Source organism: Staphylococcus simulans (genome assembly GCF_003043455.1).
Lineage (GTDB): Bacteria > Bacillota > Bacilli > Staphylococcales > Staphylococcaceae > Staphylococcus > Staphylococcus simulans_A.
Genome location: NZ_PZGG01000003.1, coordinates 43,833 through 68,911 on the forward strand (window position 1 = coordinate 43,833; position 25,079 = coordinate 68,911).

The 25,079-nt window shown below is 35.6% G+C and carries 26 protein-coding genes and 1 other RNA gene; 21 read left to right on the top strand and 6 right to left on the bottom strand.

Annotation, left to right across the window (positions count from 1 at the left end; translation table 11 throughout):
* Positions 1 to 162: 162 nt before the first annotated feature.
* Entirely contained in the window at positions 163 to 975 is an 813-nt protein-coding gene (locus BU038_RS01115; protein ID WP_107604444.1) for a DUF4887 domain-containing protein, read from the top strand.
* A gap of 46 nt (positions 976 to 1,021) precedes the next feature.
* Here BU038_RS01115 and BU038_RS01120 read toward each other — a convergent pair whose 3' ends face one another.
* Positions 1,022 to 1,246: a hypothetical protein gene (locus BU038_RS01120; protein WP_107604445.1), complete on the bottom strand. Its 225-nt coding sequence runs from the start codon at positions 1,244 to 1,246 to the stop codon at positions 1,022 to 1,024.
* A gap of 303 nt (positions 1,247 to 1,549) precedes the next feature.
* Between BU038_RS01120 and BU038_RS01125 the strand changes: the two genes are divergently transcribed.
* The 14 genes from BU038_RS01125 to BU038_RS01190 all read left to right on the top strand — a co-directional run bounded on the left by BU038_RS01125 (position 1,550) and on the right by BU038_RS01190 (position 16,056).
* Complete coding sequence (locus BU038_RS01125; RefSeq protein ID WP_107604446.1) at positions 1,550 to 2,575, top strand: sugar-binding transcriptional regulator; 1,026 nt, start codon at positions 1,550 to 1,552, stop codon at positions 2,573 to 2,575.
* Between the two features lie 53 nt (positions 2,576 to 2,628).
* Complete coding sequence (gap, locus tag BU038_RS01130) at positions 2,629 to 3,636, top strand: type I glyceraldehyde-3-phosphate dehydrogenase (protein ID WP_002481566.1); 1,008 nt, start codon at positions 2,629 to 2,631, stop codon at positions 3,634 to 3,636.
* A 266-nt stretch (positions 3,637 to 3,902) separates the two neighbouring features.
* Entirely contained in the window at positions 3,903 to 5,093 is a 1,191-nt protein-coding gene (locus BU038_RS01135) for a phosphoglycerate kinase (protein ID WP_107604447.1), read from the top strand.
* 39 nt (positions 5,094 to 5,132) lie between these two features.
* Positions 5,133 to 5,894 (top strand): triose-phosphate isomerase, encoded by a 762-nt coding sequence (tpiA, locus tag BU038_RS01140; RefSeq protein ID WP_107604448.1) that lies wholly within the window; start codon positions 5,133 to 5,135, stop codon positions 5,892 to 5,894.
* A 1-nt stretch (position 5,895) separates the two neighbouring features.
* On the top strand, positions 5,896 to 7,413 hold the full coding sequence (gene gpmI, locus BU038_RS01145) for a 2,3-bisphosphoglycerate-independent phosphoglycerate mutase (protein WP_002481569.1): 1,518 nt from the start codon (positions 5,896 to 5,898) through the stop codon (positions 7,411 to 7,413).
* A gap of 93 nt (positions 7,414 to 7,506) precedes the next feature.
* Complete coding sequence (eno, locus tag BU038_RS01150; protein ID WP_107604449.1) at positions 7,507 to 8,811, top strand: surface-displayed alpha-enolase; 1,305 nt, start codon at positions 7,507 to 7,509, stop codon at positions 8,809 to 8,811.
* A 191-nt stretch (positions 8,812 to 9,002) separates the two neighbouring features.
* Positions 9,003 to 9,470, top strand: a complete 468-nt coding sequence (locus BU038_RS01155; protein WP_002481571.1) for a hypothetical protein — start codon at positions 9,003 to 9,005, stop codon at positions 9,468 to 9,470.
* Positions 9,471 to 9,558: 88 nt separating this feature from the next.
* Positions 9,559 to 9,795, top strand: a complete 237-nt coding sequence (secG, locus tag BU038_RS01160) for a preprotein translocase subunit SecG (protein WP_002481572.1) — start codon at positions 9,559 to 9,561, stop codon at positions 9,793 to 9,795.
* A 93-nt stretch (positions 9,796 to 9,888) separates the two neighbouring features.
* A complete protein-coding gene (locus BU038_RS01165) occupies positions 9,889 to 10,629 on the top strand; it encodes an alpha/beta hydrolase (RefSeq protein WP_107604450.1) in 741 nt (246 codons plus the stop codon).
* A gap of 45 nt (positions 10,630 to 10,674) precedes the next feature.
* The gene (gene rnr, locus BU038_RS01170; RefSeq protein ID WP_107604451.1) at positions 10,675 to 13,038 is read left to right on the top strand and encodes a ribonuclease R; all 2,364 of its coding nucleotides are present in this window, start codon (positions 10,675 to 10,677) and stop codon (positions 13,036 to 13,038) included.
* A gap of 63 nt (positions 13,039 to 13,101) precedes the next feature.
* Positions 13,102 to 13,572: an SsrA-binding protein SmpB gene (gene smpB, locus BU038_RS01175; RefSeq protein ID WP_002481575.1), complete on the top strand. Its 471-nt coding sequence runs from the start codon at positions 13,102 to 13,104 to the stop codon at positions 13,570 to 13,572.
* A 145-nt stretch (positions 13,573 to 13,717) separates the two neighbouring features.
* Positions 13,718 to 14,078, top strand: a transfer-messenger RNA (tmRNA) gene (ssrA, locus tag BU038_RS01180).
* A gap of 139 nt (positions 14,079 to 14,217) precedes the next feature.
* Positions 14,218 to 15,213, top strand: a complete 996-nt coding sequence (locus BU038_RS01185) for a YdcF family protein (protein ID WP_107604452.1) — start codon at positions 14,218 to 14,220, stop codon at positions 15,211 to 15,213.
* Positions 15,214 to 15,423: 210 nt separating this feature from the next.
* A complete protein-coding gene (locus BU038_RS01190; RefSeq protein ID WP_241963125.1) occupies positions 15,424 to 16,056 on the top strand; it encodes a flavin reductase family protein in 633 nt (210 codons plus the stop codon).
* Positions 16,057 to 16,126: 70 nt separating this feature from the next.
* Here the strand turns inward: BU038_RS01190 and BU038_RS01195 are convergent, their stop codons facing one another.
* Positions 16,127 to 16,939 (bottom strand): oxidoreductase, encoded by an 813-nt coding sequence (locus BU038_RS01195; protein WP_107604453.1) that lies wholly within the window; start codon positions 16,937 to 16,939, stop codon positions 16,127 to 16,129.
* Between the two features lie 372 nt (positions 16,940 to 17,311).
* Here BU038_RS01195 and BU038_RS01200 point away from each other — a divergent pair, with 372 nt between their 5' ends.
* Positions 17,312 to 17,515, top strand: a complete 204-nt coding sequence (locus BU038_RS01200; protein WP_002481579.1) for a cold-shock protein — start codon at positions 17,312 to 17,314, stop codon at positions 17,513 to 17,515.
* Between the two features lie 72 nt (positions 17,516 to 17,587).
* Here BU038_RS01200 and BU038_RS01205 read toward each other — a convergent pair whose 3' ends face one another.
* Both BU038_RS01205 and BU038_RS01210 read right to left on the bottom strand, forming a co-directional pair.
* On the bottom strand, positions 17,588 to 18,343 hold the full coding sequence (locus BU038_RS01205) for a hypothetical protein (protein WP_107604454.1): 756 nt from the start codon (positions 18,341 to 18,343) through the stop codon (positions 17,588 to 17,590).
* 119 nt (positions 18,344 to 18,462) lie between these two features.
* Positions 18,463 to 19,767: a TrkH family potassium uptake protein gene (locus BU038_RS01210; RefSeq protein WP_107604455.1), complete on the bottom strand. Its 1,305-nt coding sequence runs from the start codon at positions 19,765 to 19,767 to the stop codon at positions 18,463 to 18,465.
* Positions 19,768 to 19,984: 217 nt separating this feature from the next.
* On the opposite strand from BU038_RS01210, the gene BU038_RS01215 reads away from it, so the two are divergent.
* From BU038_RS01215 to BU038_RS01225, 3 genes are all read left to right on the top strand, one after another.
* The gene (locus BU038_RS01215; RefSeq protein ID WP_002481583.1) at positions 19,985 to 20,566 is read left to right on the top strand and encodes a LemA family protein; all 582 of its coding nucleotides are present in this window, start codon (positions 19,985 to 19,987) and stop codon (positions 20,564 to 20,566) included.
* A complete protein-coding gene (locus BU038_RS12730) occupies positions 20,563 to 21,420 on the top strand; it encodes a TPM domain-containing protein (protein ID WP_107604456.1) in 858 nt (285 codons plus the stop codon). The genes BU038_RS01215 and BU038_RS12730 overlap by 4 nt, the downstream gene beginning before the upstream one ends.
* 469 nt (positions 21,421 to 21,889) lie before the next feature.
* Positions 21,890 to 22,093: a sterile alpha motif-like domain-containing protein gene (locus BU038_RS01225; protein ID WP_107604457.1), complete on the top strand. Its 204-nt coding sequence runs from the start codon at positions 21,890 to 21,892 to the stop codon at positions 22,091 to 22,093.
* Between the two features lie 222 nt (positions 22,094 to 22,315).
* On the opposite strand, the gene BU038_RS01230 is transcribed toward BU038_RS01225, so the two are convergent.
* Positions 22,316 to 22,831 carry a GNAT family N-acetyltransferase gene (locus BU038_RS01230; protein ID WP_107604458.1) on the bottom strand — a complete coding sequence of 172 codons (516 nt, stop codon included), beginning with the start codon at positions 22,829 to 22,831 and terminating at the stop codon, positions 22,316 to 22,318.
* Between the two features lie 407 nt (positions 22,832 to 23,238).
* Here BU038_RS01230 and aroD point away from each other — a divergent pair, with 407 nt between their 5' ends.
* The gene (aroD, locus tag BU038_RS01235; protein WP_107604459.1) at positions 23,239 to 23,964 is read left to right on the top strand and encodes a type I 3-dehydroquinate dehydratase; all 726 of its coding nucleotides are present in this window, start codon (positions 23,239 to 23,241) and stop codon (positions 23,962 to 23,964) included.
* Between the two features lie 73 nt (positions 23,965 to 24,037).
* Positions 24,038 to 24,580, top strand: coding sequence for a nitroreductase family protein (locus BU038_RS01240; protein ID WP_107604460.1), 543 nt, complete (start codon positions 24,038 to 24,040; stop codon positions 24,578 to 24,580).
* A gap of 55 nt (positions 24,581 to 24,635) precedes the next feature.
* Here BU038_RS01240 and BU038_RS01245 read toward each other — a convergent pair whose 3' ends face one another.
* Positions 24,636 to 24,956 carry a thioredoxin family protein gene (locus tag BU038_RS01245; protein WP_002481588.1) on the bottom strand — a complete coding sequence of 107 codons (321 nt, stop codon included), beginning with the start codon at positions 24,954 to 24,956 and terminating at the stop codon, positions 24,636 to 24,638.
* Positions 24,957 to 25,079 lie beyond the last annotated feature (123 nt).

The following is a 25,079-nucleotide window of genomic DNA, read 5'->3' on the forward strand; positions in this document are numbered from 1 at the left end:
CAAAATAATGTATACCCTAGTGGAAAATGTTATGATATATAAATGAATACAGCTCAGATATAATAATGAAGATGTTGTAAAAAAGGGTATGAGTTAATATATCAAAATAAGTAACTCGTGTAACTTATAGAAAAAGAAAAGGGATTGGAAAGAGGAGAGCACATGTCTAACAATAAAATGAGCAAACCCGCTAAAATACTAAGTGCTGTAATCGTATTTTTCTTATTGTTCGGTTTAGCATTTGCGACTTTTGCTTTTGTAGATAATAACAAGAAAAGCAGCGAACGTTACAGTCAACAACAGAAAAAAGAAGAGCAAGAGAAAAAAGATCGTGCTGAAAAGAAAAAACGAGAAGCAGAAAAACGTAAAAAAGAAAAAGAAGAAGAGGAAGAACGTCAACAAGAAATTGCTGATCAACAAGCAGCAGAGCAAGCAAGACAAAATGAATTAGCTGCGCAACGAGAACAACAAAGACAAGAAGCAGAACAAGCACGTCAAAACGCAGCAACACAAAAAGCGCAACAAAAAGAACAAAAACCACAAAAAGACAGTTCTGATGACAAAGAAGCACAACAAAAAGCTCAAGAACAAGCAGAGAAACAACGTGAGCAAGCTAGAGAAGCGGCTGAAGAAAGACAACAAGCACAACAAGAAGCGCAGCAAAAACGACAAGAACAAGCACAACAACAAGCAAAAGAGCAAGCGCAGCAACAGCAAAAACAACAAGCTGCTCAACAAAGACAACAGCAACAACAAAAACAACAGCAAGAGCAACAACAAGAGAAACAACAACAAAGCAGTCAACCCAGGCCAGGGCAAGAACAGCAGTCAAGGTCAGTAAATGAATCACAAAGCACTCAGCAAAGACAAGCACCACAACAAAATACACAATCAAGTCAGTCTTCAAGCTCGAATCAGTCCAGTTCTACTCAATCAAGTTCAAATCAATCGAGCCAACAGAAGTCAGACGATTAATCTATAAAAAGAAGGACCGCAATGCACAAGCACTGTGGTCCTTTCTTTATGAGATAAAACTGATTAACCAAGTAATCACTAATGCGATAATCGCAACAGCAGGCAAACATCCGCATCCAAATGGAGAGCAGCCGAAAGAATAATATTTTATTTTTCTGTCCTGTTCGAAGCGAGAACGCCGATGCTCACTCGGGCTATGTTTAAAGTAATCATCATCTTTATAGCGAGGGTCATTAGGGTCAATGACTTCAGGTTGGTCATTATTTGTCATACAACTACCTCCTTCGTACATATCTATTATAATGTAGGGAATACTGAAAATATAATGATAAGGAAAAGTAGTTTTCAGATGATTTCTTAAGTGGAAAAAGGGTATAATATATTTGTAAAGGTAGTATTGTTTGCAACAATATTTCTTAAATGAAGTCGAAGTGAGTGTTTAAGCTTGCTTTTTATTCCAGATGATAGTATTATGACAATTGTAAGAGATGTTATTTTTTTGTCCCACCTGGGACTAAAAACGTCAAAGCATGGTTGCATGTTGACCCTTAAATAAAAAGAGGAGGAAATAGTAGTGGAAGACTTGCTTAAAGTCCAACAGAAATTGATTCCTGAGCTTGTCGAAAAAATGTATCGAAGATTTACAATACTCACTACTATCAAAATGCACCAGCCAGTCGGAAGAAGAAGTTTAAGTGAATATATGAATTTGACTGAACGTGTGTTGAGATCAGAAACGAATACGTTGAAAAAGCAAGAATTAATCAAGGTGAAACCTACAGGAATGGAATTAACGCCTGAAGGTGATGAATTGATTGAATCCTTAGAATCATACTTTGACATGTATTCTGACGGTTATCATCTAGCACAACTGTTAAAAGAACGCTATCAGATTAAAAACGTTTATGTTGTTCCCGGTGATACCGATATGGATAGTGCTGTAAAAAAAGAGATGGGCAGCCAGGCAGGTCAGTTACTAGAACGAACTTTTTACGAAGATGCTATCGTTTCTATCACAGGCGGTTCCACAATGGCCTCTGTGAGTGAATCAATGCATGTATTACCATTCAAAACATTCTATGTCCCGGCTAGAGGTGGCTTAGGAGAAAATGTGGTATATCAGGCAAATACGATTGCAGCAAGTATGGCACAGCAAACTGGCGGAGATTATACAACATTATATGTACCTGACAATGTCAGTGAGTCCACATATGAGTTGTTGCTTCAAGAGCCCTCAGTTCGTAATACATTAGAAATAATTAAACAATCAAATATAACCGTCCACGGCATTGGTGATGCGCTGAAAATGGCAAACAGACGTCATTCGTCTAAACAAGTGATTGAAAAGCTTCAACATCACAATGCAGTCGGAGAAGCATTTGGATATTATTTCGACAGCGAAGGTCATATCGTTCATAAAGTTAAAACGATAGGACTTCAAATGGAAGATTTAGTATCGAAGCAATATATCTTTGCTGTAGCTGGAGGTGCTTCAAAAGGAGATGCGATCAGAGCGTATCTATCCATTGCTCCTAAAAACACCATTCTAATTACAGATGAAGGCGCAGCAAGAAATATAGTTCAATCACAATCAAATTAGTTTAAAAAAGTGACTTCACTTTTTAACAATATCTTTTAAAGGAGGCCATAATAATGGCAGTTAAAGTAGCAATTAATGGTTTTGGTAGAATCGGTCGTTTAGCATTCAGAAGAATTCAAGATGTTGAAGGTATCGATGTAGTAGCAGTAAACGACTTAACAGATGATGAAATGTTAGCACACTTATTAAAATACGATACAATGCAAGGACGTTTCACTGAAGAAGTTGAAGTTGTAGATGGCGGATTCCGCGTGAATGGTAAAGAAGTTAAATCATTCGAAGAACCAGATGCAAGCAAATTACCTTGGAAAGATTTAGACATTGATGTCGTATTAGAATGTACTGGTTTCTACACTAGCGACGAAAAAGCACAAGCTCACATTGATGCAGGTGCTAAAAAAGTATTAATCTCTGCACCAGCAACTGGTGACGTTAAAACAATCGTTTATAACGTAAACCAAGATACTTTAGACAGCTCTGACGTAATCGTTTCAGGTGCTTCTTGTACTACAAACTCACTTGCTCCAGTAGCAAAAGTTTTAAATGACAGCTTCGGTTTAGTAGAAGGTTTCATGACTACTATCCACGCTTACACTGGTGACCAAAATACTCAAGACGGTCCACACAGAAAAGGCGACAAACGTCGTGCACGTGCAGCAGCTGAAAACATCGTTCCTAACTCAACTGGTGCTGCTAAAGCAATCGGTAAAGTAATTCCTGAAATCGACGGAAAATTAGACGGTGGCGCTCAACGTGTTCCTGTAGCAACTGGTTCATTAACTGAATTAACAGTTGTATTAGATAAAGACGTAACAATCGAAGAAGTAAACGAAGCAATGAAAGCAGCTTCTAACGAATCATTCGGTTACAACGAAGACGAAATCGTATCTTCTGACGTAGTTGGTATGACATTCGGTTCATTATTCGATGCAACTCAAACTCGTGTTATGACTGTATCTGGTCGTCAATTAGTTAAAGTTGCAGCTTGGTATGACAACGAAATGTCTTACACTGCACAATTAGTACGTACTTTAGAATACCTTATCAAAGACGTAAAATAATTTATTAACAATATTAATAAGGTCTGAATTTAACAAGCGGTAATGTGTTGTTGAAATTCGATGACCAGCTTATGAGTAAGCGGGGAGGCACATACGCTTCTCCGCTTATTTTCATTAAGTACATGGTTATTAGAGTAGATATTTTCAGAAACGTGAAAAATTTCATTTGATTCTGTATTTATATCTGCATTATTTCTGCCCATATGCTAACCTCAAATTACAGACATTTTATAAATTCGCGCTTTTATTCAAAGGAGGAAGTTTTGATGGCAAAAAAACATGTATCTGATTTAGATTTAAAAGGAAAAGTCGTATTAGAACGTGCAGACTTCAACGTACCATTAAAAGATGGAGAAATTACAAACGATAACCGTATCGTTCAAGCTTTACCAACAATTGAGTATATCCTTGATCAAGGTGGAAAATTAGTTTTATTCTCTCACTTAGGTAAAGTCAAAGAAGAAAGCGATAAAGAAAAATTAACATTAAAACCTGTAGCTGTTCGTTTAAGCGAAAAATTAGGTAAAGATGTTAAATTCGTACCGCAAACACGTGGTAAAGAATTAGAAGATGCAGTTGCTGCATTAAAAGAAGGCGAAGTACTTCTAGTTGAAAATACTCGTTTTGAAGACTTAGACGGTAAAAAAGAATCTAAAAATGATCCGGAATTAGGTAAATACTGGGCATCTTTAGGTGATGTATTCGTTAACGATGCATTCGGTACAGCTCACCGTTCACACGCTTCAAACGTAGGTATTGCATCTAACTTAGAAAGTGCAGCTGGAGATTTAATGGAAAAAGAAATCAAATTTATTGGTGGTGTTGTAAACAACCCTGATAAACCAGTTGTAGCAATTTTAGGTGGAGCAAAAGTTTCAGATAAAATCGGTGTAATCGAAAACTTATTAAATGTTGCTGATAAAGTCTTAATCGGTGGCGGTATGGCTTATACTTTCCTTAAAGCACAAGGTTATGAAATCGGTAAATCTTTATTAGAAGCTGACAAAGTAGACTTTGCTAAAGATTTATTAGAACGTGCTGGAAATAAAATCGTTTTACCAGTTGATGGTAAAGTAGCAAGAGAATTCTCAAACGATGCACAAATCACAGTTGTAGATATCGATCAAATTCCTGAAGATCAAGAAGCATTAGATATCGGACCAAAAACTGTTGAATTATTCAAAAAAGAATTAGAAGGTGCGCATACAGTAGTATGGAACGGACCTATGGGTGTATTCGAATTTGAAAACTTCGCACAAGGTACTATCGGTGTTTGTGAAGCAATTGCTGAATTAAAAGATGCAACTACAATTATCGGCGGCGGTGACTCAGCTGCAGCAGCAATGATGCTTGGATTCGAAGATGATTTCACTCACATTTCAACTGGCGGCGGTGCATCATTAGAATATCTAGAGGGTAAAGAATTACCTGGTATTGCATCAATTAGCGACAAATAAGTTGTAACTTATTAATAAACTTTCAAGGAGCGTTTTATAATGAGAAAACCAATTATTGCAGGTAACTGGAAAATGAACAAAACAGTACAAGAGGCAAAAGACTTTGTTAAAGCTTTACCTCAATTACCTGATACAAACGAAGTTGAAGCTGTTATCTGTGCACCAACAATCCAATTAGATGCATTAACTACAGCTGTTAAAAACGGTGAAGCTGAAGGATTAGAAATCGGCGCAGAAAACACTTATTTCGAAGATAACGGTGCTTTCACTGGTGAAACTTCTCCAGTAGCATTAGCTGACTTAGGTGTGAAATACGTTATCATCGGTCACTCAGAACGACGTGAATTATTCTTCGAAACTGATGAAGATGTTAACAAAAAAGCACATGCAGTATTCAATCACGGTATGACACCAATTATCTGCGTAGGTGAAACACTTGAACAACGTGAAGGCGGAAAAGCTGAAGAAGTTGTTGGTGAACAAGTTAAAAAAGCGTTAGAAGGCTTATCAGATGATCAATTGAAACAAGTAGTTATCGCTTATGAACCAATTTGGGCAATCGGTACTGGTAAATCTTCAACTGCTAAAGATGCAAACGAAATGAGTGCATTTGTTCGTAAAACAGTTGCAGACCTTGCTAGCCAAGAAGTTGCAGATGCAGTACGTATTCAATATGGCGGTAGCGTAAAACCTAACAACATTGCTGAATATATGGCTGAATCTGATATCGACGGCGCATTAGTCGGCGGAGCTTCATTAAAAGTTGAAGACTATGTAAAATTATTAGAAGGTGCTAAATAATATGGCGAAACAACCTACAGCATTAATCATCCTTGATGGTTTTGCAAATAGAGAAGATGTACACGGAAACGCAGTCAAACAAGCGCATAAACCTAATTTTGACCGTTATTATGCAAAATATCCTACAACTCAAATCGAAGCAAGTGGTCTTGAAGTAGGTCTTCCTGCAGGTCAAATGGGTAACTCAGAAGTAGGTCATATGAATATTGGTGCAGGCCGAATTGTTTATCAAAGTTTAACACGCATTAACAAATCAATTGAAGACGGTGACTTCTTTGAAAATGAAGTGCTTAACGAAGCAATTGAGCATGTTAAAGCAAACAACTCTGCATTACATGTATTTGGTTTACTGTCTGACGGTGGTGTACACAGTCATTACACACATTTATTTGCAATCTTAAAATTAGCTAAACAACAAGGGCTTGATAAAGTCTATGTACATGGTTTCTTAGACGGCCGTGACGTAGATCAAAAATCAGCATTAAAATATGTGAAAGAAACTGAAGAACAATTCAAAGAAATTGGCATCGGTCAATTTGCATCAATTTCTGGTCGTTATTATGCAATGGACCGTGACAAACGTTGGGAACGTGAAGAAAAAGCATATAACGCAATTCGTGATATCAATACACCTGAGTATGCGACAGCAGAAGAAGGTATTGAAGCAAACTATGCGAATGATTTAACAGACGAATTCGTAGTGCCATTCTCAATCAAAGAACAAAATGAAGGCGTTCAAGATGGAGATTCAGTTGTATTCTTCAACTTCCGTCCTGACAGAGCAGGCCAACTTTCTGAAATCTTCACAAACAAAGATTTCAAAGGCTTCGAAGTGAACCAACCTAAAGATTTATTCTTTGCGACTTTCACAAAATACAACGATCAAGTTGACGGTCGTGTTGTATTTGAAAAAGTAGATTTAAAACAAACAATCGGTGAAGTTGCTGAAGCAAACAACTTAACACAATTAAGAATTGCTGAAACTGAAAAATATCCTCATGTTACTTACTTCATGAGTGGTGGACGCAATGAAGAATTCGAAGGAGAACGTCGTATTTTAATCGATTCTCCAAAAGTTGCAACGTATGACTTAAAACCTGAAATGAGTGCGTATGAAGTCAAAGATGCTTTATTAGGTGAGTTAGATAAAGGTGACTTAGACTTAATTATCTTAAACTTTGCGAACCCAGATATGGTTGGACACAGTGGTATGTTAGAACCTACTGTAAAAGCAATTGAAGCAGTAGATGAATGTCTTGGTGAAGTAGTCGACAAAATCTTAGAAATGGGCGGCCATGCGATTATTACAGCTGATCATGGTAACTCAGACCAAGTTTTAACAGACGATGATCAACCAATGACAACACACACAACTAACCCAGTTCCAGTTATCGTTACTAAAGAAGGCGTGACATTACGTGAAACTGGTAAATTAGGAGACTTAGCTCCGACATTACTTGATTTACTTGATGTTAAACAACCTGAAGAAATGACTGGTGAGTCATTAATTAAACATTAATTGTTCACAATCAATATCGTTTAATTAATTCATTTTTTAAGCAAGACAAGTTATAATATATATGAAAGCAATTATGAAAAGGAGATTATCAACATGCCAATTATTACAGATGTTTATGCTCGCGAAGTCCTAGATTCTCGCGGTAATCCAACAGTTGAAGTAGAAGTATTAACTGAAAGCGGTGCATTCGGTCGTGCATTAGTACCATCAGGTGCATCTACAGGTGAATACGAAGCCGTAGAATTACGTGACGGTGACAAAAACCGTTACGGTGGTAAAGGTGTTACTAAAGCAGTTGAAAACGTAAACGAAATTATTGCTCCTGAAATCGTTGAAGGAGAATTCTCAGCATTAGATCAAGTTTCAATTGATAAAATGATGATTCAATTAGACGGAACAGAAAACAAAGGTAAATTAGGTGCTAACGCTATCCTTGGTGTTTCTATTGCTGTTGCACGTGCTGCAGCTGACTTCTTAGGTCAACCACTTTACAAATATTTAGGTGGATTCAATGGTAAACAATTACCAGTTCCAATGATGAACATCGTTAATGGTGGTTCTCACTCAGATGCGCCAATCGCATTCCAAGAATTCATGATTTTACCTGTTGGAGCTGACACATTCAAAGAAGCATTACGCTGGGGTGCTGAAATCTTCCACAACTTAGCTAAACTTCTTAAAGGTCGTGACTTAGAAACTGCAGTAGGTGATGAAGGTGGTTTCGCACCTAAATTCCACGGTACTGAAGATGCTGTAGACACTATCTTAGAAGCAATCAAAACTTCTGGTCTTGAACCAGGTAAAGATGTATTCTTAGGATTTGACTGTGCTGCTTCTGAATTCTATGAAGACGGCGTATACGACTACACTAAATTCGAAGGTGAAGGCGGCGCTAAACGTTCTTCAGCTGAACAAGTTGACTACTTAGAAGAATTAGTTAACAAATACCCAATCATCACTATCGAAGATGGTATGGACGAAAACGACTGGGACGGTTGGAAACAACTTACAGATCGTTTAGGTAAAAAAGTTCAATTAGTAGGTGACGACTTATTCGTTACTAACACTAAAAAATTATCTGAAGGTATCGAAAAAGGTATTGGTAACTCAATCTTAATCAAAGTTAACCAAATCGGTACTTTAACTGAAACATTTGACGCTATCCAAATGGCTCAAAAAGCAAACTACACAGCAGTTATCTCTCACCGTTCTGGTGAAACTGAAGATACTACAATTGCTGACATCGCAGTTGCTACAAATGCTGGTCAAATCAAAACAGGTTCATTATCAAGAACTGACCGTATCGCTAAATACAATCAATTATTACGTATTGAAGACGAGTTATACGAAACAGCTGAATTTGACGGCATCCATTCTTTCTACAACTTAGACAAATAAGATAAGCTTTACTGATATTGAGTTCACGCAAAATTTAATCAGTAACTTTATTAGAGAAACTGTTAAGGTCTCATCAACCTTAGCAGTTTCTTTTTTAGTTTCTAATGCATACACTCCCGCTCATGTTTAATAACTGATATAATGAAAAACAATGGAAGTATTCTAAAGGCATGAAGGAGTTTGAAAAAATCATGGATACTGAAAACAATAAAGTCATGCGTGCAAAAAAATCAGGTAGATTTATAGCGTATGCTTCACTCTTTTTAGCAATGATGTACGGCACTTACATTTTTGTAGTGTTAGATAAAAGTGTAATTACAGACTTATTGACTTCTCATCAAATTGACGCAACGAAAAACGCAGTTGGGAATTTCTTGAATAGTTATCGTTTAACAGGAATTATGTATTTATTAGCTTACTTGTGTGGGCTAATCGCAATTTGGAACCAACACCCTTATTTATGGTGGTTCTTATTTGCGGTTTATATCTCACAAACATTCTTTACAGCGGTGAATGCAGGTCCTATCTTACAAAGTATCGTCCATGTAAAATCATTCTATATGACATTACCATTATGGATTACACTTGCAGGATCATTAATTTTAGCATTGTATATGCTGATAATTTCAATCAAACGAAAAAGTACTTTCAATCGTTAGAGCCATCAGTGTGTTATGAATTGAATTTGATAAATAGACACCTAACGTGTTATAATTGCTAGGTATATTATGAATGGAGGAGTAAAGCATGCACATTTTGTTGACAGTTTTATTAGTTATAGACTGTATCGCATTAATCACAGTTGTGTTACTCCAAGAAAGCAAAAGCAATGGACTTTCAGGAGCCATCAGCGGGGGCGCTGAACAGCTCTTTGGTGGAAAACAGAAACAACGCGGGGTAGATTTATTCTTAAACCGTGTCACAATTGTCTTATCTATTGTGTTTTTCGTTTTAATGCTCGCAATTACTTATCTCAATATGTAAATGTAAGGTCCGACAATGTTAAAGTCGGGCTTTTTTCATTATAATGGTAATTGTGTATTGTATTTTTAGAAAGAGATGAAGGGATTGAACGACATGCAGATTAAATTGCCTAAACCGTTCTTCTTTGAAGAAGGCAATAGAGCAGTATTATTATTACATGGATTTACAGGGAATTCATCAGACGTGCGCCAATTAGGCCGTTTCTTACAAAAGAAAGGCTATACTTCTTATGCGCCGCAATATGAGGGACATGCAGCGCCACCGGAAGAGATTTTACAATCTAGTCCGCATGTTTGGTTTAAAGACGCTTTAGACGGTTATGATTTCTTAAAATCTAAAGGTTATGATGAAATCGCAGTAGCCGGCTTATCATTAGGCGGAGATTTTGCTTTGAAATTAAGCTTAAATAGAGATGTAGAGGGTATTGTAACCATGTGTGCGCCTATGTTTATTAAGACAGAAGGCTCAATGTACGAAGGTGTCTTAGAGTATGCACGCAACTTTAAGAAATACCAAGGGAAAGATCAAGAGACAATTGATCGAGAAATGGAAGCTTTCCAACCTACAGGTACATTAAAAGAATTACAGCAAACAATTCAAAATGTCAGAGATCATGTGGATGAAGTCATGGATCCGTTATTAGTGATTCAAGCTGAAAAAGATGACATGATTAATACTGATTCCGCAAATGTGATTTATGAAGAGGCATCTTCTGACGAAAAAGATATTAAATGGTATGCCAATTCAGGGCATGTTATTACAATTGATAAAGAAAAAGAACAAGTCTTTGAAGATATTTACGAATTCTTAGAAGGACTTGATTGGTCTGAATAAGACGAAACAAAAATATGATAAATAAGAAAGAAAGGAGGGGGCATCATGGATTTAAAACAATCTGTCACAGAAATTATAAAACAACCTGATTATGAACCTATGTCAGTTTCAGATTTCCAAGATCGTTTAGGTTTAGATAATGCCGACTCATTTAGAGATTTAATAAAGGTGTTAGTTGAACTGGAACAATCAGGTTTAGTTGAACGAACAAAAACAGACCGCTACAAAAGAAAGGGTAGTCAAAAAAATATGAAAGATAATTTAGTAAAAGGAACGTTAAGCCAAAACAAAAAAGGGTTTGCCTTCCTTAGACCTGAAGACGAAGATATGGAAGATATTTTCATTCCACCGACTAAAATCAACCGTGCAATGGATGGCGATACTGTTATTGTAGAAGTGCAGCCCTCACGCGGAGATTTCAAAGGTAAAGTCGAAGGTGAAGTTAAATCTATTGAAAAGCACTCAATCACACAAGTGGTAGGAACTTATACAGAAGGTCGTCACTTCGGATTTGTGATTCCTGATGATAAACGCATCATGCAGGATATCTTTATTCCGAAAGGCCAAAGTTTAGGCGCTGTAGAAGGCCACAAAGTGTTAGTTCAAATTTCTAAATATGCTGAAGGCAATGATAATCCTGAAGGTCATGTGTCTGCGATTTTAGGACATAAAAATGATCCAGGTGTAGATATTCTATCTATCATTTACCAACATGGTATTGAAATCGAGTTCCCTGATGAAGTCTTAAAAGAAGCGGAAGCTGTACCAGAGTATATTGAACCGTCAGAATTAGAAGGACGTAAAGATTTACGTGATGAATTGACGATTACGATTGATGGTGCGGACGCAAAAGACTTAGACGATGCGATCGCGCTTAAAAAGTTGAAGAACGGTAACACGCAATTAACAGTCAGCATTGCGGATGTCAGCCATTATGTGAAAGAAGATTCAGCATTAGATAAAGAAGCGTATGATCGCGGTACAAGTGTTTACTTAGTAGACCGCGTAATACCAATGATTCCACACCGTTTAAGTAACGGTATTTGTTCATTGAATCCTAATGTTGATCGTTTAACTTTAAGCTGTCGTATGGAAATTAATTCAGATGGTAAAGTTGTTAAACATGAAATCTTTGATAGTGTGATTCAATCTGACCACCGTATGACGTATGATGAAGTCAACCAAATCATCACTGAACATGATGAAAGTGTGCGTGCGCAATACCCAGATGTGACACCAATGTTAGACTTAGCAAAAGAATTAAGTGAAACATTAATTCAAATGCGTAAACGTCGTGGTGAAATCGACTTCGACATTGATGAAGCACAAGTCATCGTCAATGAAGAAGGTATTCCAGTAGACGTGAAGATGCGTGAACGTGGTGAAGGTGAACGTTTAATTGAATCATTTATGTTAGCAGCGAACGAAACGGTTGCTGAACACTTCAATAAAATGGAAGTACCATTTATCTATCGTGTTCACGAACAACCAAAATCAGATCGTTTAACACAATTCTTCGAGTTTATTACGAATTTCGGTATTCTAGTCAGAGGTACAGGAGAAGATGTATCTCCAAGTACACTTCAAGAAATTCACGAGAAGGTAAAAGGTCTGCCAGAACAAACAGTTGTATCTACAATGATGTTACGCTCAATGCAACAGGCACGTTATGAAGATGTGAACTTAGGCCACTTCGGTCTATCTGCAGATTATTATACGCACTTCACATCACCAATTCGTCGTTATCCTGACTTAGTGGTACATCGTTTAATCCGTAAGTACTTGATTGAAGATTCAATGAGCGGTAAAGAACTTCGTAAATGGGAAGACAAATTGCCGGAAATTGCGGAACATACGTCTAACCGTGAACGTCGTGCCATTGAAGCAGAACGTGATACGGATGAACTTAAGAAAGCAGAATTCATGCTTCAACATATTGGCGAAGAGTTCGAAGGTATTGTCAGCTCAGTCGCGAACTTCGGTATGTTCGTAGAATTACCGAATACTGTTGAAGGTATGGTTCATGTATCAAGTATGACAGACGATTATTACCAATTCGCTGAAGGTCAAATGGCTATGATTGGTGAACGTACAGGTAATGTTTTCCGTATCGGTGATACAGTGAAGATTAAAGTCGTCAATGTAGATGTTGATCAACGTATGATTGATTTCCAAATCGTAGGCATGCCAGAACCAAGACGCAGAAAATCAAATGAACGTCCTGCACGTGGCACAACGATTCAAACGAAAACACGTGGTAAAAGCTTAGGCGGCGACAAGAAAAAAGGTAAGAAGAAACAACGTAAAGGTAAAAACCAACGTAACCGTGATAAGCAAAACGACACAAACCACAAACCCTTTTACAAAAGTAAAAAGGTAAAACAAAAAGCACGTAAAAAGAAAAAATAAGAGATAGTGAGTGGGGATACCGCTCATCTCTTTCTATAAAATTTTCAACAAGAGGTGAACACGATGTCGAAGAAGAAGAAAAAGTCTCCTGGTACTTTAGCGGAGAATCGTAAAGCCAGACATGACTATAATGTAGAAGATACGATTGAAGCGGGCATTGTGTTAAAAGGTACAGAGATTAAATCAATTCGTCGCGGCAGCGCAAACTTAAAAGATAGTTTCGCTCAAGTGAAAAACGGTGAAATTTACGTTCATAATATGCATATTGCGCCATATGAAGAAGCGAATCGATTCAATCACGATCCAGTGCGACCAAGAAAACTACTCTTACACAAAAGAGAAATAGAAAAACTAGGCACACGTACAAGAGAAATCGGTTATTCGATTATCCCATTAAAACTGTATCTGAAACATGGTGTATGTAAGATGCTGATTGGTGTCGCAAGAGGTAAGAAGAAATATGACAAACGTCAAGACCTTAAAGACAAAGCAATTAAACGCGACATGCAGCGTGCAATGAAAGATCGTTATTAAGGGAAAGCAGGTTGTGCCTGCTTCCCACATTCTTAGTTTGTTTATAAAGCACTGACAAACAATTATATTGATTACTAAATGCATATTTGATATGATAAAGAGTGCTATTGGATTCTAGTGAATAGAATCTATTTAATATTATTTCGGGGGCGTTTTGGATTCGACAGGGGTCCCCAGAGCTTATTAAGCGTGTCGGAGGGTTGTCTCCGTCATCAACACACACAGTTTATAATAACTGGCAAAACAAACAATAATTTAGCAGTAGCTGCCTAATCGCACTCTGCATCACCTAACAGCATCGCCTATGTGCTGTTAACGTGATTCAACTTTAGTAGGATACGCTAGGCACTGCTGTTCGAAGTCTGTCTAGAAGAGATTAATCGAACTAGCATGATGTTGGTTGTCTATTTCCTACCATCATGTGAAATCTGAATAATAGACTACACACGTAGAAAGATTTGTATCAGGATCCTTGGACGCGGGTTCAAATCCCGCCGCCTCCATACATAAGCCTTTAACCATTGCGGTTAGAGGCTTTTATTTTTTAGAAATCTTTAAGAGGGTATACTTTGTTAGAAGATTAAAAAAGAATAAACAGAATTAATTAGAATAATATAATTATAGTAAATATATTGGAGGGTTATAATGCTTTTAGTTATCGTATTTTTGCTTCTATTCATTGCTATTTTGATTATTGAGCCAAGACTATATTTGAATATATATGTCTTATCATTATTAATTGTATTTGGGTTAATTAATACAGCAGACTTCTTTATACCCATAGTTAACAGTGAAGGCCATATCAATTTGTTTTACGTTATCTTATTAACTTTTATTTTTCCAATCATATTGTTACTTATATTTGCGCTAACATTATTTAACACACGCAAGATTGTTGCTAAGGAAGGCAAGCGGATAACGAATCTCTTAGTTTTTGTTTATGGCTTATTCTTATTTTTGGATTTTTTAATAATTAACTACCAACCGTACTTATTATTTCATTATCGACATGGTATCATCGGCTTATATTTGAACTTTATATTTTGGTATTTCAACATTATTTTATTATCCCAAACGTTATACTCAATGTTGTTGAGTTTTGTATCAAATTATAAGAATCCAGACTATATTTTAATATTGGGTTCGGGGTTAATAGGTGATCGTGTTCCGCCATTACTACAATCTCGTTTAAATAAAGGGATAGAATTAAAAAATAAATTCCCGAAAGCAAAAATTATTGTGAGTGGAGGTCAGGGGCCAGATGAACTTGTCAGTGAATCAGAAGCGATGGGAAAGTATTTAATTGAACAAGGTATTAAGGAAACTGACATAATATTTGAAACAAAATCTACAACAACCTATGAAAATCTAGTTTTCTCTAAACAAAAGGTTCAAGATAGACAGACAAAATCACCGTTCTTTACCATTGTTTCTAATAACTTTCATGTTTTAAGAGCAGCTTTTTTATCTAGAAAGGTTAAATTAAAAGCGACAGTCGCAGGTAGTTATACAGCTTCTTATTTTTATCCAAATGCTTTTATTCGTGAATTCATCGCTTGCCTTGTGATGTATAAAAAGTCTCATGCTATCATTTTAATTTTGGCTACGTTAGGATTTATCTACTTTTTAGCGATTCAATAATAATATTCAATTTTTACGAAGACTGGAGAGGGAATCCAGTCTTTTTTTAGTAGTCTGTTAATTAACATCAGCGAATTCGAACATAGAGAACAAGTAATTGTTTGTATAGATTAATTAATTTTTTAATAGTGTTTTTGGCTTTTGTAGATATAGTGCAGTATAAGTCCTTAAGATTTATGTTCGCACGGGAATATTATAGAATGTATTAATATGATTGAGAAAGGTGATATGAGTATGTATATAAATCCAAAAGACTTAGAAACAGGAAATATGTATAAAATGTTGATAGGTACAGTGACACCTAGACCAATTGCTTTTGTCACTTCACAAGATGAAGAAGGTAATGTAAATGCAGCACCCTTTGCATTCTTTAACGTAGTATGTCCTGAACCACCGATGTTAATGATATCTGTAGGTAAAGATAATGGGGCGTTAAAAGATACAAGTGCAAATATCTTAAACACTAAAGAATTTGTCGTGCATATTGTAGACGAAGGTATCGTTAAAGATGTGGTGAAAACAGGCGATAATTATGAGTCTGATGTAAACGAGTTAGACATGACTGATCTTACAACAACTGATTCTAAAGTTGTGAATGTTCCTAGTGTAAAAGAAGCCAAAGTTCGCTACGAATGTGAATTGGTTCATCATTTAGAATTAGGAGATAAACAAAAAGGTACAGATATGCTTGTAGGACAAATAAAATCAATATACATCGATGATGAAATCTATGATGTAGATAAAGCCTATGTGGATGTTGAAAAATTAAATCCAATTACACGTGTAGTAGGTAATCATTATGTAAGAATTGGTGAACCTGTAGAAGACTTATTAGATAAATAAAAGCCACTATTTGTATAAAGAAAGGTCTAACATTGATGGATGAATTTTATCAATGCTAGACCTTCTTTTTTTAACTTAAGCGTCTGGCAATGTGATCAAAGAGTCTTGCTGGTAAAATGGCATGTAAGAAAACAAGAGGTTTTGCGCCCATACCGATTAAATAACGTGCTTTAGGTTTCTTTTTTGAAACGGCTTTAAGAATAGTATCGGCAATAATTTTAGGATTTGAAAGTAGATTAGAACTATATTGTTTGTGCATACCTTCTGCTGCTTTAAATGCCGCTTTTTCATACGCGCCGCCTTTAGCAGATGCTGCTAATTGATCTGCTGCAATATGACCCCAATCAGTTTTGATGCCACCAGGTTCAATAATAGAAACTTCAATGCCAAATGGCTCTACTTCCATTCTTAAAGCATCACTGAAAGCTTCTAAAGCATATTTAGTGGCATGGTACCATGCGCCAAAGTATGAAGTGAAACGGCCGCCCATTGAGGATATATTAATGATTTTTCCAGAATGTTGTTTACGCATATAGGGCAAAACTAATTGAGTAAGACGTGCTAAACCAAAAAGATTTACTTCGAATTGTTTTCTTGCTTCTGAAATTTTCACGTCTTCTATAGCTCCGTATGAACCATAACCCGCATTATTAATGAGAATATCAATGCGATTTTGTTCTGAAATCACTTGTTTAACAGTTTTTTGTATAGATGATTCATCTGTAATATCCATTTTTATTGCATGTATATTTTTTAAAGCGTTCAGTTTTTCTATTCTTCTACCAACACCATAAACAATGTATCCTTTATTAGCTAAAAGTTGTGCCGTTTGAAAACCAATTCCACTTGTTGCACCTGTGATTAATACGACTTGTTTGGACATATCATCATTCCTTTTCTATTTAGTGAATTAATCATACCTGATTAATGAGAATTATGGAATTAAATTGCATGCTAATCAATTTCGCTTGATTTATTATAGATTTATAGGTTTCGTTTTTCATTATCTTAATGACAAATACTTGTGATTTTTTGTGATTTTAATGATTATATTGTCTGAATAAATGTGGTATCTAAATTATTTTGAGGAAATGAGACAAAAGGGTATACAAATCTAAATAATGGGTGTAGTATAGTACTTAAGTAATTGTTCGTGAAATTGATTTGCAGTTTTAATTCGTATGAATTTACTCCCATTGATTTTTATAGACAAGTTACAAATATTCGTGCAAAAGCACATACGGAGGATTTTTATATGAATAGTGGTACAGTTAAATGGTTTAACGCAGAAAAAGGTTTTGGATTTATCGAAAGAGAAGATGGTAACGACGTATTCGTACATTTCTCAGCTATCCAAGGCGAAGGCTACAAATCATTAGAAGAAGGCCAAAAAGTTGACTTCGACATCGTTGAAGGCGACCGTGGCGAACAAGCTGCAAACGTTGTAAAAATGTCATAATTTTTACCTAAGCTGATTAAAGCAGCACAACAATCTGGAGAGGTTGTTGTGCTGCTTTTTTATTTGTCTTTTTTATTGTTTGTAGTGATCAAATTTACCGGCTTCGATGTCTGCTTCTCTTCGTTCTATTTCGTCATAAACTGCTTGTTGTTCAGCTTCATCGCCTTCATAGTATCCTTGTTCAATCGCATGTTTGGTTTGGATTTCAGCTGATGATAATCCACCGTTATATTTTTTACGTAAAGCATCAATATATTCTTCTTCTGTTTGTGCTGCATTAATTTCTGCATTTACATCTTCTGTCGGTTCCTCAGCTTGTGATTGTGCATTTTGGTCGTATACGGATTGTTCGGCACCACTTTCTACACGTAGTGAGCTCTCATAAGCAGCACTCGCAGGACCTTCTGTGACATTCCCTTGCGGAATAACGCCATTCGCAACAGCGCTATTATATGCTTTGATTTTATCGATTTCTGCATAATTACCATAGATTACACTTTCCAATGTTGCTCTGTCGGTAATATTGCTTAAATTAATTTGTTGACTTTGTTGGTTTTGTTGAGGCTGTTCTTCTTTAGAGGATTCATCTTGATTTTGGTTATTAGATGCTTCATTGTTTGCTTGTTGTTCGTTTTGTTTATTGCTTTCTTTCTGTTGATTATCATCTGTGTCTTTTTTGTTTTCTTTTTCATCATTTTTAGATTGTGATTTGTCTTTCTTTTCAGTGGCTGCTTTGTCTTCAGTATCTTCTTTTGTTTTTTCATCACTTTGACCGCATGCTGAAATAATCAATATGCTCATGACTAATAGGGTGAATAGTTTTTTCATTAAATCTACATCCTTTCTATCTGTATGTGTATTCATTTAACTATAACCATCTTTCAGATAGTATGAAACCCTTTTCAAAATAAAAAAGACCTGCGTAAACAGGTCTGGTGAAAGCTTCTTTATAAGTGGATGTTCCCTTTGGCATATTGATAAAATCGTTTTTTACTTGGGATGAAGAGTGCTAATACTGTGACAACACCTAATTTACCGCAAATCATCACAATAATAATGATAATTTTAGTAAGTGTTCCATATTCAGATGTAAAATTCATACTTAAGCCAACTGTACCGAAGGCGGATACGACTTCGAATATGACTTTCATAAAAGGTGTTGTTTCGTTTAATAGACTAACTATAAATGTAACGGTTAATACAAAGATAAAGCTGACTGTTGTGATAGTGATGGCTTTTGCGATTGTTCTAGGTTTGATTGTTCGGCTAAAGATTGTGGTATGATCTTCGTTACGTAGAGTACTATAAACAAACATAATCATGACAATAAATGTTGTGACTTTAATACCACCTGCAGCACTAAACGGTGCACCACCGATAAACATAAGTACCATCATCATCAAAGCGGTAGGGGTATGAATCAGTTCTAAGTCAACAGATTGGAAACCTGCTGTTCTTGTTGTAACAGATTGGAAGAAAGAAGTTCCAAGTTTACCCCACATACTGAAAGGTCTCAAAGTATTATTGAATTCTAATAGATAGTAGAGTGCCATGCCGCCAAAAATTAAGACTAATGTTGTTGAAAGCACAACTTTAGTATGTAACTTCAGTTTATTTAATCTTCTTGTTCTGACTAAATCTGACATGACAACAGGTCCGAGTCCGCCCATAATAATTAAAATGGGAATGACAAGCGTAACAACTGGATCATCATTAAATCCAATCATATTTTTAGAAAATAGTGCAAACCCTGCATTGTTAAATGCTGAAATAGAGGTAAAGATACTGATAAACAACCCTTTACCGAACCCGTATCTAGGTACAAATGACAAAGCAAGTAATAGCATGCCTATAAACTCTGTAGACAAACTATAGAGGGTTAATTGACGAATTAAGCGAACCATGCCGCCAGGTTCATCAACATTCCAAGTGACCATGATTAATTTACGTTCGTGCATTGAAATTCTGCGATTCGCTATGATTAAAGTGAGTGTTGTAATGGTCACAATCCCTAAACCGCCAATTTGAATTAGAAACATTATAATAAGGTCGCCAAGCCAGTTGAATTGGGAAGTAATATCAACTGTTGATAAACCAGTGACTGTAAATGCGCTGGATGCTACAAAGAATGCATCAATAAAAGATGTATATTGCTTACCAGTCCATGGCAAATATAATAACAGTGCACCTAACAATGTAGTGCTCAGAAATAGTAATAAATAAACAGTTAAGGGTTTCTTTAAGTAAGCCACATAAACACCTTCTTTAATAAGCTAGATTTTGGTGTAGATTTCAAATACATCTGTTATTATACAACCATTTCTGGTAATTGCATCTATTATTTATCGGAAAATAAAAATTAATTTTTTGTAAAGATTTTAAAGGTTGATTGCAATCTTCAACTTTAGCCAGATAGGGTACCAATATTGTATAATTAAAATAAATCATTTTAAGCAAAAGGAGAAAAATATGAAGAAAATACTTACACCGCTTATTATTATCGGCATTGTTATTGTCATCATTGGTGTTACAATGATTGGTCCATATAATAAACTTGTCGGTATGGATGAAGATACGAACACAGCACTTTCAAATATCGATAATCAACTACAACGCCGTGTAGATTTAATCCCTAACCTTGTAAACACTGTTAAGGGTTACGCAAAGCATGAAGAAGATGTATTTAAACAAGTTTCTGATGCGCGTAGCAAACTTGCAGGTGCATCAACACCAAAAGAGAAAGCAGAAGCTAATGGCGAAGTCAATTCTGCTTTAAGCAGATTATTAGCAATCAGTGAAAATTATCCTGATTTAAAAGCAGATAAACAATTCACAGGATTACGTGACGAGCTTGCAGGTACAGAAAATAGAATTGCAGTTGCTCGAAATGATTACAATACATCTGTTAACAAATATAACCAAGCCATTCGCCATTTCCCAACAACCATCGTAGCTAAGCTATTTGGATTTGATAAGAAAGAATACTTTAAAGCCGAAAGTGGTGCAGACAAAGCACCTAAAGTTGATTTCGGCACTGACTCATCTCAATGATCAGAAAAAGTGCCAGCGTCTTAGCTGTCATATGGGTTGGGATGTTACTCGTCGCACAAAGTATGTTTGCGGCATCAGATAAATTTCCAGAATTAGAACAACCTGTTTTTGTACAAGACCATGCAGATTTGATTACGAGCCAAGATAAAGATGAGATGGCTAAAAAAGGCCAAAAACTTCAAGATGGTACAGATTCAGATATTTTAGTGATGACTATGAAATCCATCGGACAAACACCAAAAGAAGATTATGCTTATCAAGCAGGACGTCATTATAAAGTGGGCGACCAAAAGCATAGTCGAGGCGTTGTTATTTTAGTCAATTTAGATAACGGTAACGAATATCAAAATCGTGGTATTCAGGTTGCGGTAGGTCGAGGATTAGAAGGTGTCTTAAATGATGCCAAAGTTGGCGCACTAATTGATGATAACTTTATGCCTTATGCTGAAAAAGCAGGACAAACAGATAATAAAGAAAAACAAAAAGCATATTACAGTCAAGGAATCACACAACTTTATAATGCAATTTGGAATGAAATCGCCAAAGCCTATGGCTATGATGGCGAAAAATTTACTGAAGATACACCTAAACAACAAAATCACTCAGAAGGTGATGGGCCTTTTAGTTTATTTGGTATAATCTTTATTGTTATTATCATCATCATTATTATCTCTATTAAAAATGGTGGTGGCGGACCTCCTAGAGGAGGCGGCCGCAGAAGGGATAATACAGGTACTTGGTGGGTTGGCACCGGAGGTTTCGGTGGCGGTTCATCAAGCGGCGGTGGTTTCAGCGGAGGCAGCTTCGGCGGAGGCGGCGGCTTCGGCGGCGGAGGTGCTGGACGCGGATTCTAATAGCCGAATTGTTTCTATGAAAAGCAAGGCGTTTTATGCCTTGCTTTTTATATGAGTTTTTATTGTTTCAAATCTGGTATTCACTCTGTAGTTAAAACTATTTAAAGATTCGCACGAAATTATGAATTAAATGTAAAAATTATGTATAAAGTTTATCAATTTGAATAAGAATACCTTGTATTTCTTGCTGGTTTAGGCTAACTTTATAAATATGATGTATAAATAATTGCGTATAGAGAACAAAGTCATTTTAAAATTTTCGAACATTGCGTTACAAAAGAGAAATGATTTGAATATAATTACAGTTCGTTGTTAAATAAGATTTTTTTATTAACTGTATTTTATTCTGAACCTTATGTTATACTAATGAAAAAGCCTATTTAACTGATAAGAATGATTTCCGCTTTACGGAAATGTATCGATGTTAGTGTTTTTTCGATTCAGAAATATCTTTAAGTGGGGTTGTTACATGAGTTTTTATAAGTTTATTATTACTTTTATGGAAGATGATACGCCGTTCGGACAATTAGCCGATTGTATTGTTAAAGATCATAACTTTCCTAAAGAAGAGACAAATATAGATAATATATATGATTATGTACATGAGAATTATTTTGAGCATCATCTTTTAGAATCAGCTAACAGAGCAATTAGTGTATATAAAAGTAGTTAAAGAAAAGCAAGTGCATCTGAAATTGTGCACTTGCTTTCTTTATAAATAAAAATAAATCGTAAAAATTACGATTTATGGTTTACAAATGACTTAACGTCATGTAATATAAAACGTAACCGTTACGATTTACGGTCACTTAATTACAACTTACTTTACTTAATCAATTCGGTACACGGGAATGTACCGAATTTTTTTGCGCTTATTAATGTTTTTCACAACATATTAATTAACGTCTGCTACCTTTTTAATAGGATAAATCAACCAATGCTCATCAATATATTCATCGCCATATTTACGAGAATTCGTTTCAAAACCTATTTTTGAAAAGCCGTACTCACTATAGAAAGTTAATGCGCTGATATTGTTTGAAGCAACAGGGGCCATAATTTTTTCTATCTCAAGTTCGGTACAAAAATCTGCGACAGTATTTAATAACTTTTCATCCAAATGATCAATATCTTTCACATACATATTTTCGATAATAGCTTTATGCTGCGTTCCGACAATGATTGGATGGAATAATGTCAAAGCTCCCACTAATTCATTATTAAAAAACACGCCGAATAAATATTGTGCGTTGTTGTTACTGTCTATCAACTTTTTGAAGTATTCCCTACATACTTTATCTTCATCATAAATTGCCCAAGTATAAATATTTTTCGGATCACTTGTAGCTTCTTTAAATAGTTGGTAGACATCCTCTAAATCTTCAGGATTTAGTAATCTGATTTCTTTCATGAATTTAACACCTCTCTTATTGCTTTCTTAACTTTTGCTTAAATTTAATAATGTGGTCATTATTGATAAGTTTAATTTAATATTATTATATACTTTTAATCAAAGCAACACTTAATAGGTGTGCCTAAGAAAAAAGTAAAGTTTGAAAAGCGGTTGTTCACAATATTGGACGATTTTAAACAACATATATGGTATAGAAAAAAGCTAATCTTATTTTAAAGTACTTTTTAACGGTACCATGAATATTTTACGGATAAAATATCTTCAAACTTTTAATATGAAACTGTCTAATGATTGGTAGTTTGTCTACATAAAATAATGCGCAATACACTCTATTACGCTGACTAATGTTAAACTATTATTAAAGAAACAAACTGGTCACATTATAAAAGTAAGGGGTAGATAGGATGACGCAAGTAGAAATTGCTGTAACGATAGCGCCAGAAACTGACATCACACAAAAGCTGCATACGGAATTGGTCGAGTCACAAGCGGCCATCGATATTATTGAGTTAAGAATTGACCAACGTCAAACAGTTGAAATTACTGAGATTGAAACGCTTGTTACTGCTTTGCGTAAAAGCATACCTGAAGCTAAGCTGTTAATCACATATCGTACAGCTTCACAAGGTGGAAAAGGAAACAAAGCGCAAGAATTTTATTATGCGCTATTACAAGATTTAATGCAAGTTCAAGGTTATGACATGATTGATATTGAATGGGAAGAAGAGAATAAAGAGAAAATCACAGAATTAGTAGCTGAAGCACAAGCGGTAGGCTTAGAAGTAGTATTGTCTCAACACGACTTTGAAGAAACACCAGCAATTGAAAAGTTGAAATTCACTTATTTTAAAATGAGTAAAACAGATGCTGATTATTTAAAACTAGCAGTAATGCCGAAAGATCCTGAAGATGTGACCTATCTGTTAGATGCACTCTATGTATCTTCTCAAAGTGTCAAAATGAAAGTAGTAGGTATATCTATGTCTCATCTTGGTTTAGTATCAAGAACGGCCCAAGGTGTATTTGGAGGAAGTATCTCTTACGGTTGCTTAGGAGAGCCGCAAGCACCAGGACAAATACATGTCACTAAATTAAAAGAACTTTTGACATTATATGAATCAAACAAATAATTTGAAAAAATATGTATTTCAATCTATACTGTAATTGATAATGGTTATCATTAATATAAAGGAGAGTTAGATTGTGGAATTAAGAGATGCAATTTCATCAAGAAGAAGTGTGAAGATATTCGACCATGATATGCATATAGATGATACAGCGCTATATGAAGCACTAAAACTCTCTACAGATGCACCAAATCATGGTATGAGAGAACCATGGAGAATCATTCATGTTTCAAAGGACAGACTAGGGGATTTAAGTCGAACAGTTTCTCGTTATGCGTTTAGAAATGAACCTGAGAAACAACAAAGTCACTATGATGCGGTGACAAAATTGGGTGGATTACTCGTATTGATTGTAAAACGAGATCCAAGACAAAAAGAAAATCTTGAGAATCATCTAGCATTCGGTGCTTATGCACAAAACTTGATGCTATTGCTGCATGAAGCAGGTATCGGTACGTGCTGGAAAACACCGCCATATATTTTTATGCCTAAAGTGAGAAAAGTATTAGGTGTTGAAGATGATGAAGATTTAGTCGGCTTCTTATATCTTACTGATATGGAAATGAAGATTCCTCCAAAGAAACCACGTCACACTGAGAACTTTATTTCAGAGTATTAATTATATGAGTAAAGCCAAGCTGATTTCAGCTTGGCTTTATTTATTCTATAACTGCTTATTTAAATGTCTCACTTAAGAAATCTTCAACTTGCTCAGGTGATTTAGCATTTGCTGAGTGCAAGTGTGCTGTTTTTTCACCATTTTTGAAAACAAGTAAACTTGGAATGCCCATTACTTCGTAATCTTGAGCTACATCTTCTAATTCGTCACGATTTACGTTGTACCATTTATAGTCGTTGTATTTTTCAACAATCGGATCAATCCACATATCCATTGCGCGACAGTCAGGGCACCATCCTGCTTCGAATTTAATAATCACAGGTTCGTTGCTTTCGATGATTTTATCGAAATCTTCACGTGTTTTAATTGCTTCCATTTTCATTTCGCTCCTTTTTCTAATCCTATTATATATATTATAACGAATTTGAACGTAAATTTAAAAATATTAAACCGACAATTTAAAGCGTTATTTTTAGAAATTTGGTATATTAGACATAAT

What these genes read in the sequence shown, in the direction of transcription:
- BU038_RS01115 (WP_107604444.1), top strand. Translation starts at nt 163, where the DNA reads ATGTCTAACAATAAAATGAGCAAACCCGCTAAAATACTAAGTGCTGTA.
- BU038_RS01120 (WP_107604445.1), bottom strand. Translation starts at nt 1,246, where the DNA reads ATGACAAATAATGACCAACCTGAAGTCATTGACCCTAATGACCCTCGC.
- gap (WP_002481566.1), top strand. Translation starts at nt 2,629, where the DNA reads ATGGCAGTTAAAGTAGCAATTAATGGTTTTGGTAGAATCGGTCGTTTA.
- BU038_RS01135 (WP_107604447.1), top strand. Translation starts at nt 3,903, where the DNA reads ATGGCAAAAAAACATGTATCTGATTTAGATTTAAAAGGAAAAGTCGTA.
- tpiA (WP_107604448.1), top strand. Translation starts at nt 5,133, where the DNA reads ATGAGAAAACCAATTATTGCAGGTAACTGGAAAATGAACAAAACAGTA.
- gpmI (WP_002481569.1), top strand. Translation starts at nt 5,896, where the DNA reads ATGGCGAAACAACCTACAGCATTAATCATCCTTGATGGTTTTGCAAAT.
- eno (WP_107604449.1), top strand. Translation starts at nt 7,507, where the DNA reads ATGCCAATTATTACAGATGTTTATGCTCGCGAAGTCCTAGATTCTCGC.
- BU038_RS01155 (WP_002481571.1), top strand. Translation starts at nt 9,003, where the DNA reads ATGGATACTGAAAACAATAAAGTCATGCGTGCAAAAAAATCAGGTAGA.
- secG (WP_002481572.1), top strand. Translation starts at nt 9,559, where the DNA reads ATGCACATTTTGTTGACAGTTTTATTAGTTATAGACTGTATCGCATTA.
- BU038_RS01165 (WP_107604450.1), top strand. Translation starts at nt 9,889, where the DNA reads ATGCAGATTAAATTGCCTAAACCGTTCTTCTTTGAAGAAGGCAATAGA.
- rnr (WP_107604451.1), top strand. Translation starts at nt 10,675, where the DNA reads ATGGATTTAAAACAATCTGTCACAGAAATTATAAAACAACCTGATTAT.
- smpB (WP_002481575.1), top strand. Translation starts at nt 13,102, where the DNA reads ATGTCGAAGAAGAAGAAAAAGTCTCCTGGTACTTTAGCGGAGAATCGT.
- BU038_RS01185 (WP_107604452.1), top strand. Translation starts at nt 14,218, where the DNA reads ATGCTTTTAGTTATCGTATTTTTGCTTCTATTCATTGCTATTTTGATT.
- BU038_RS01190 (WP_241963125.1), top strand. Translation starts at nt 15,424, where the DNA reads ATGATTGAGAAAGGTGATATGAGTATGTATATAAATCCAAAAGACTTA.
- BU038_RS01195 (WP_107604453.1), bottom strand. Translation starts at nt 16,939, where the DNA reads ATGTCCAAACAAGTCGTATTAATCACAGGTGCAACAAGTGGAATTGGT.
- BU038_RS01200 (WP_002481579.1), top strand. Translation starts at nt 17,312, where the DNA reads ATGAATAGTGGTACAGTTAAATGGTTTAACGCAGAAAAAGGTTTTGGA.
- BU038_RS01205 (WP_107604454.1), bottom strand. Translation starts at nt 18,343, where the DNA reads ATGAAAAAACTATTCACCCTATTAGTCATGAGCATATTGATTATTTCA.
- BU038_RS01215 (WP_002481583.1), top strand. Translation starts at nt 19,985, where the DNA reads ATGAAGAAAATACTTACACCGCTTATTATTATCGGCATTGTTATTGTC.
- BU038_RS12730 (WP_107604456.1), top strand. Translation starts at nt 20,563, where the DNA reads ATGATCAGAAAAAGTGCCAGCGTCTTAGCTGTCATATGGGTTGGGATG.
- BU038_RS01225 (WP_107604457.1), top strand. Translation starts at nt 21,890, where the DNA reads ATGAGTTTTTATAAGTTTATTATTACTTTTATGGAAGATGATACGCCG.
- BU038_RS01230 (WP_107604458.1), bottom strand. Translation starts at nt 22,831, where the DNA reads ATGAAAGAAATCAGATTACTAAATCCTGAAGATTTAGAGGATGTCTAC.
- aroD (WP_107604459.1), top strand. Translation starts at nt 23,239, where the DNA reads ATGACGCAAGTAGAAATTGCTGTAACGATAGCGCCAGAAACTGACATC.
- BU038_RS01245 (WP_002481588.1), bottom strand. Translation starts at nt 24,956, where the DNA reads ATGGAAGCAATTAAAACACGTGAAGATTTCGATAAAATCATCGAAAGC.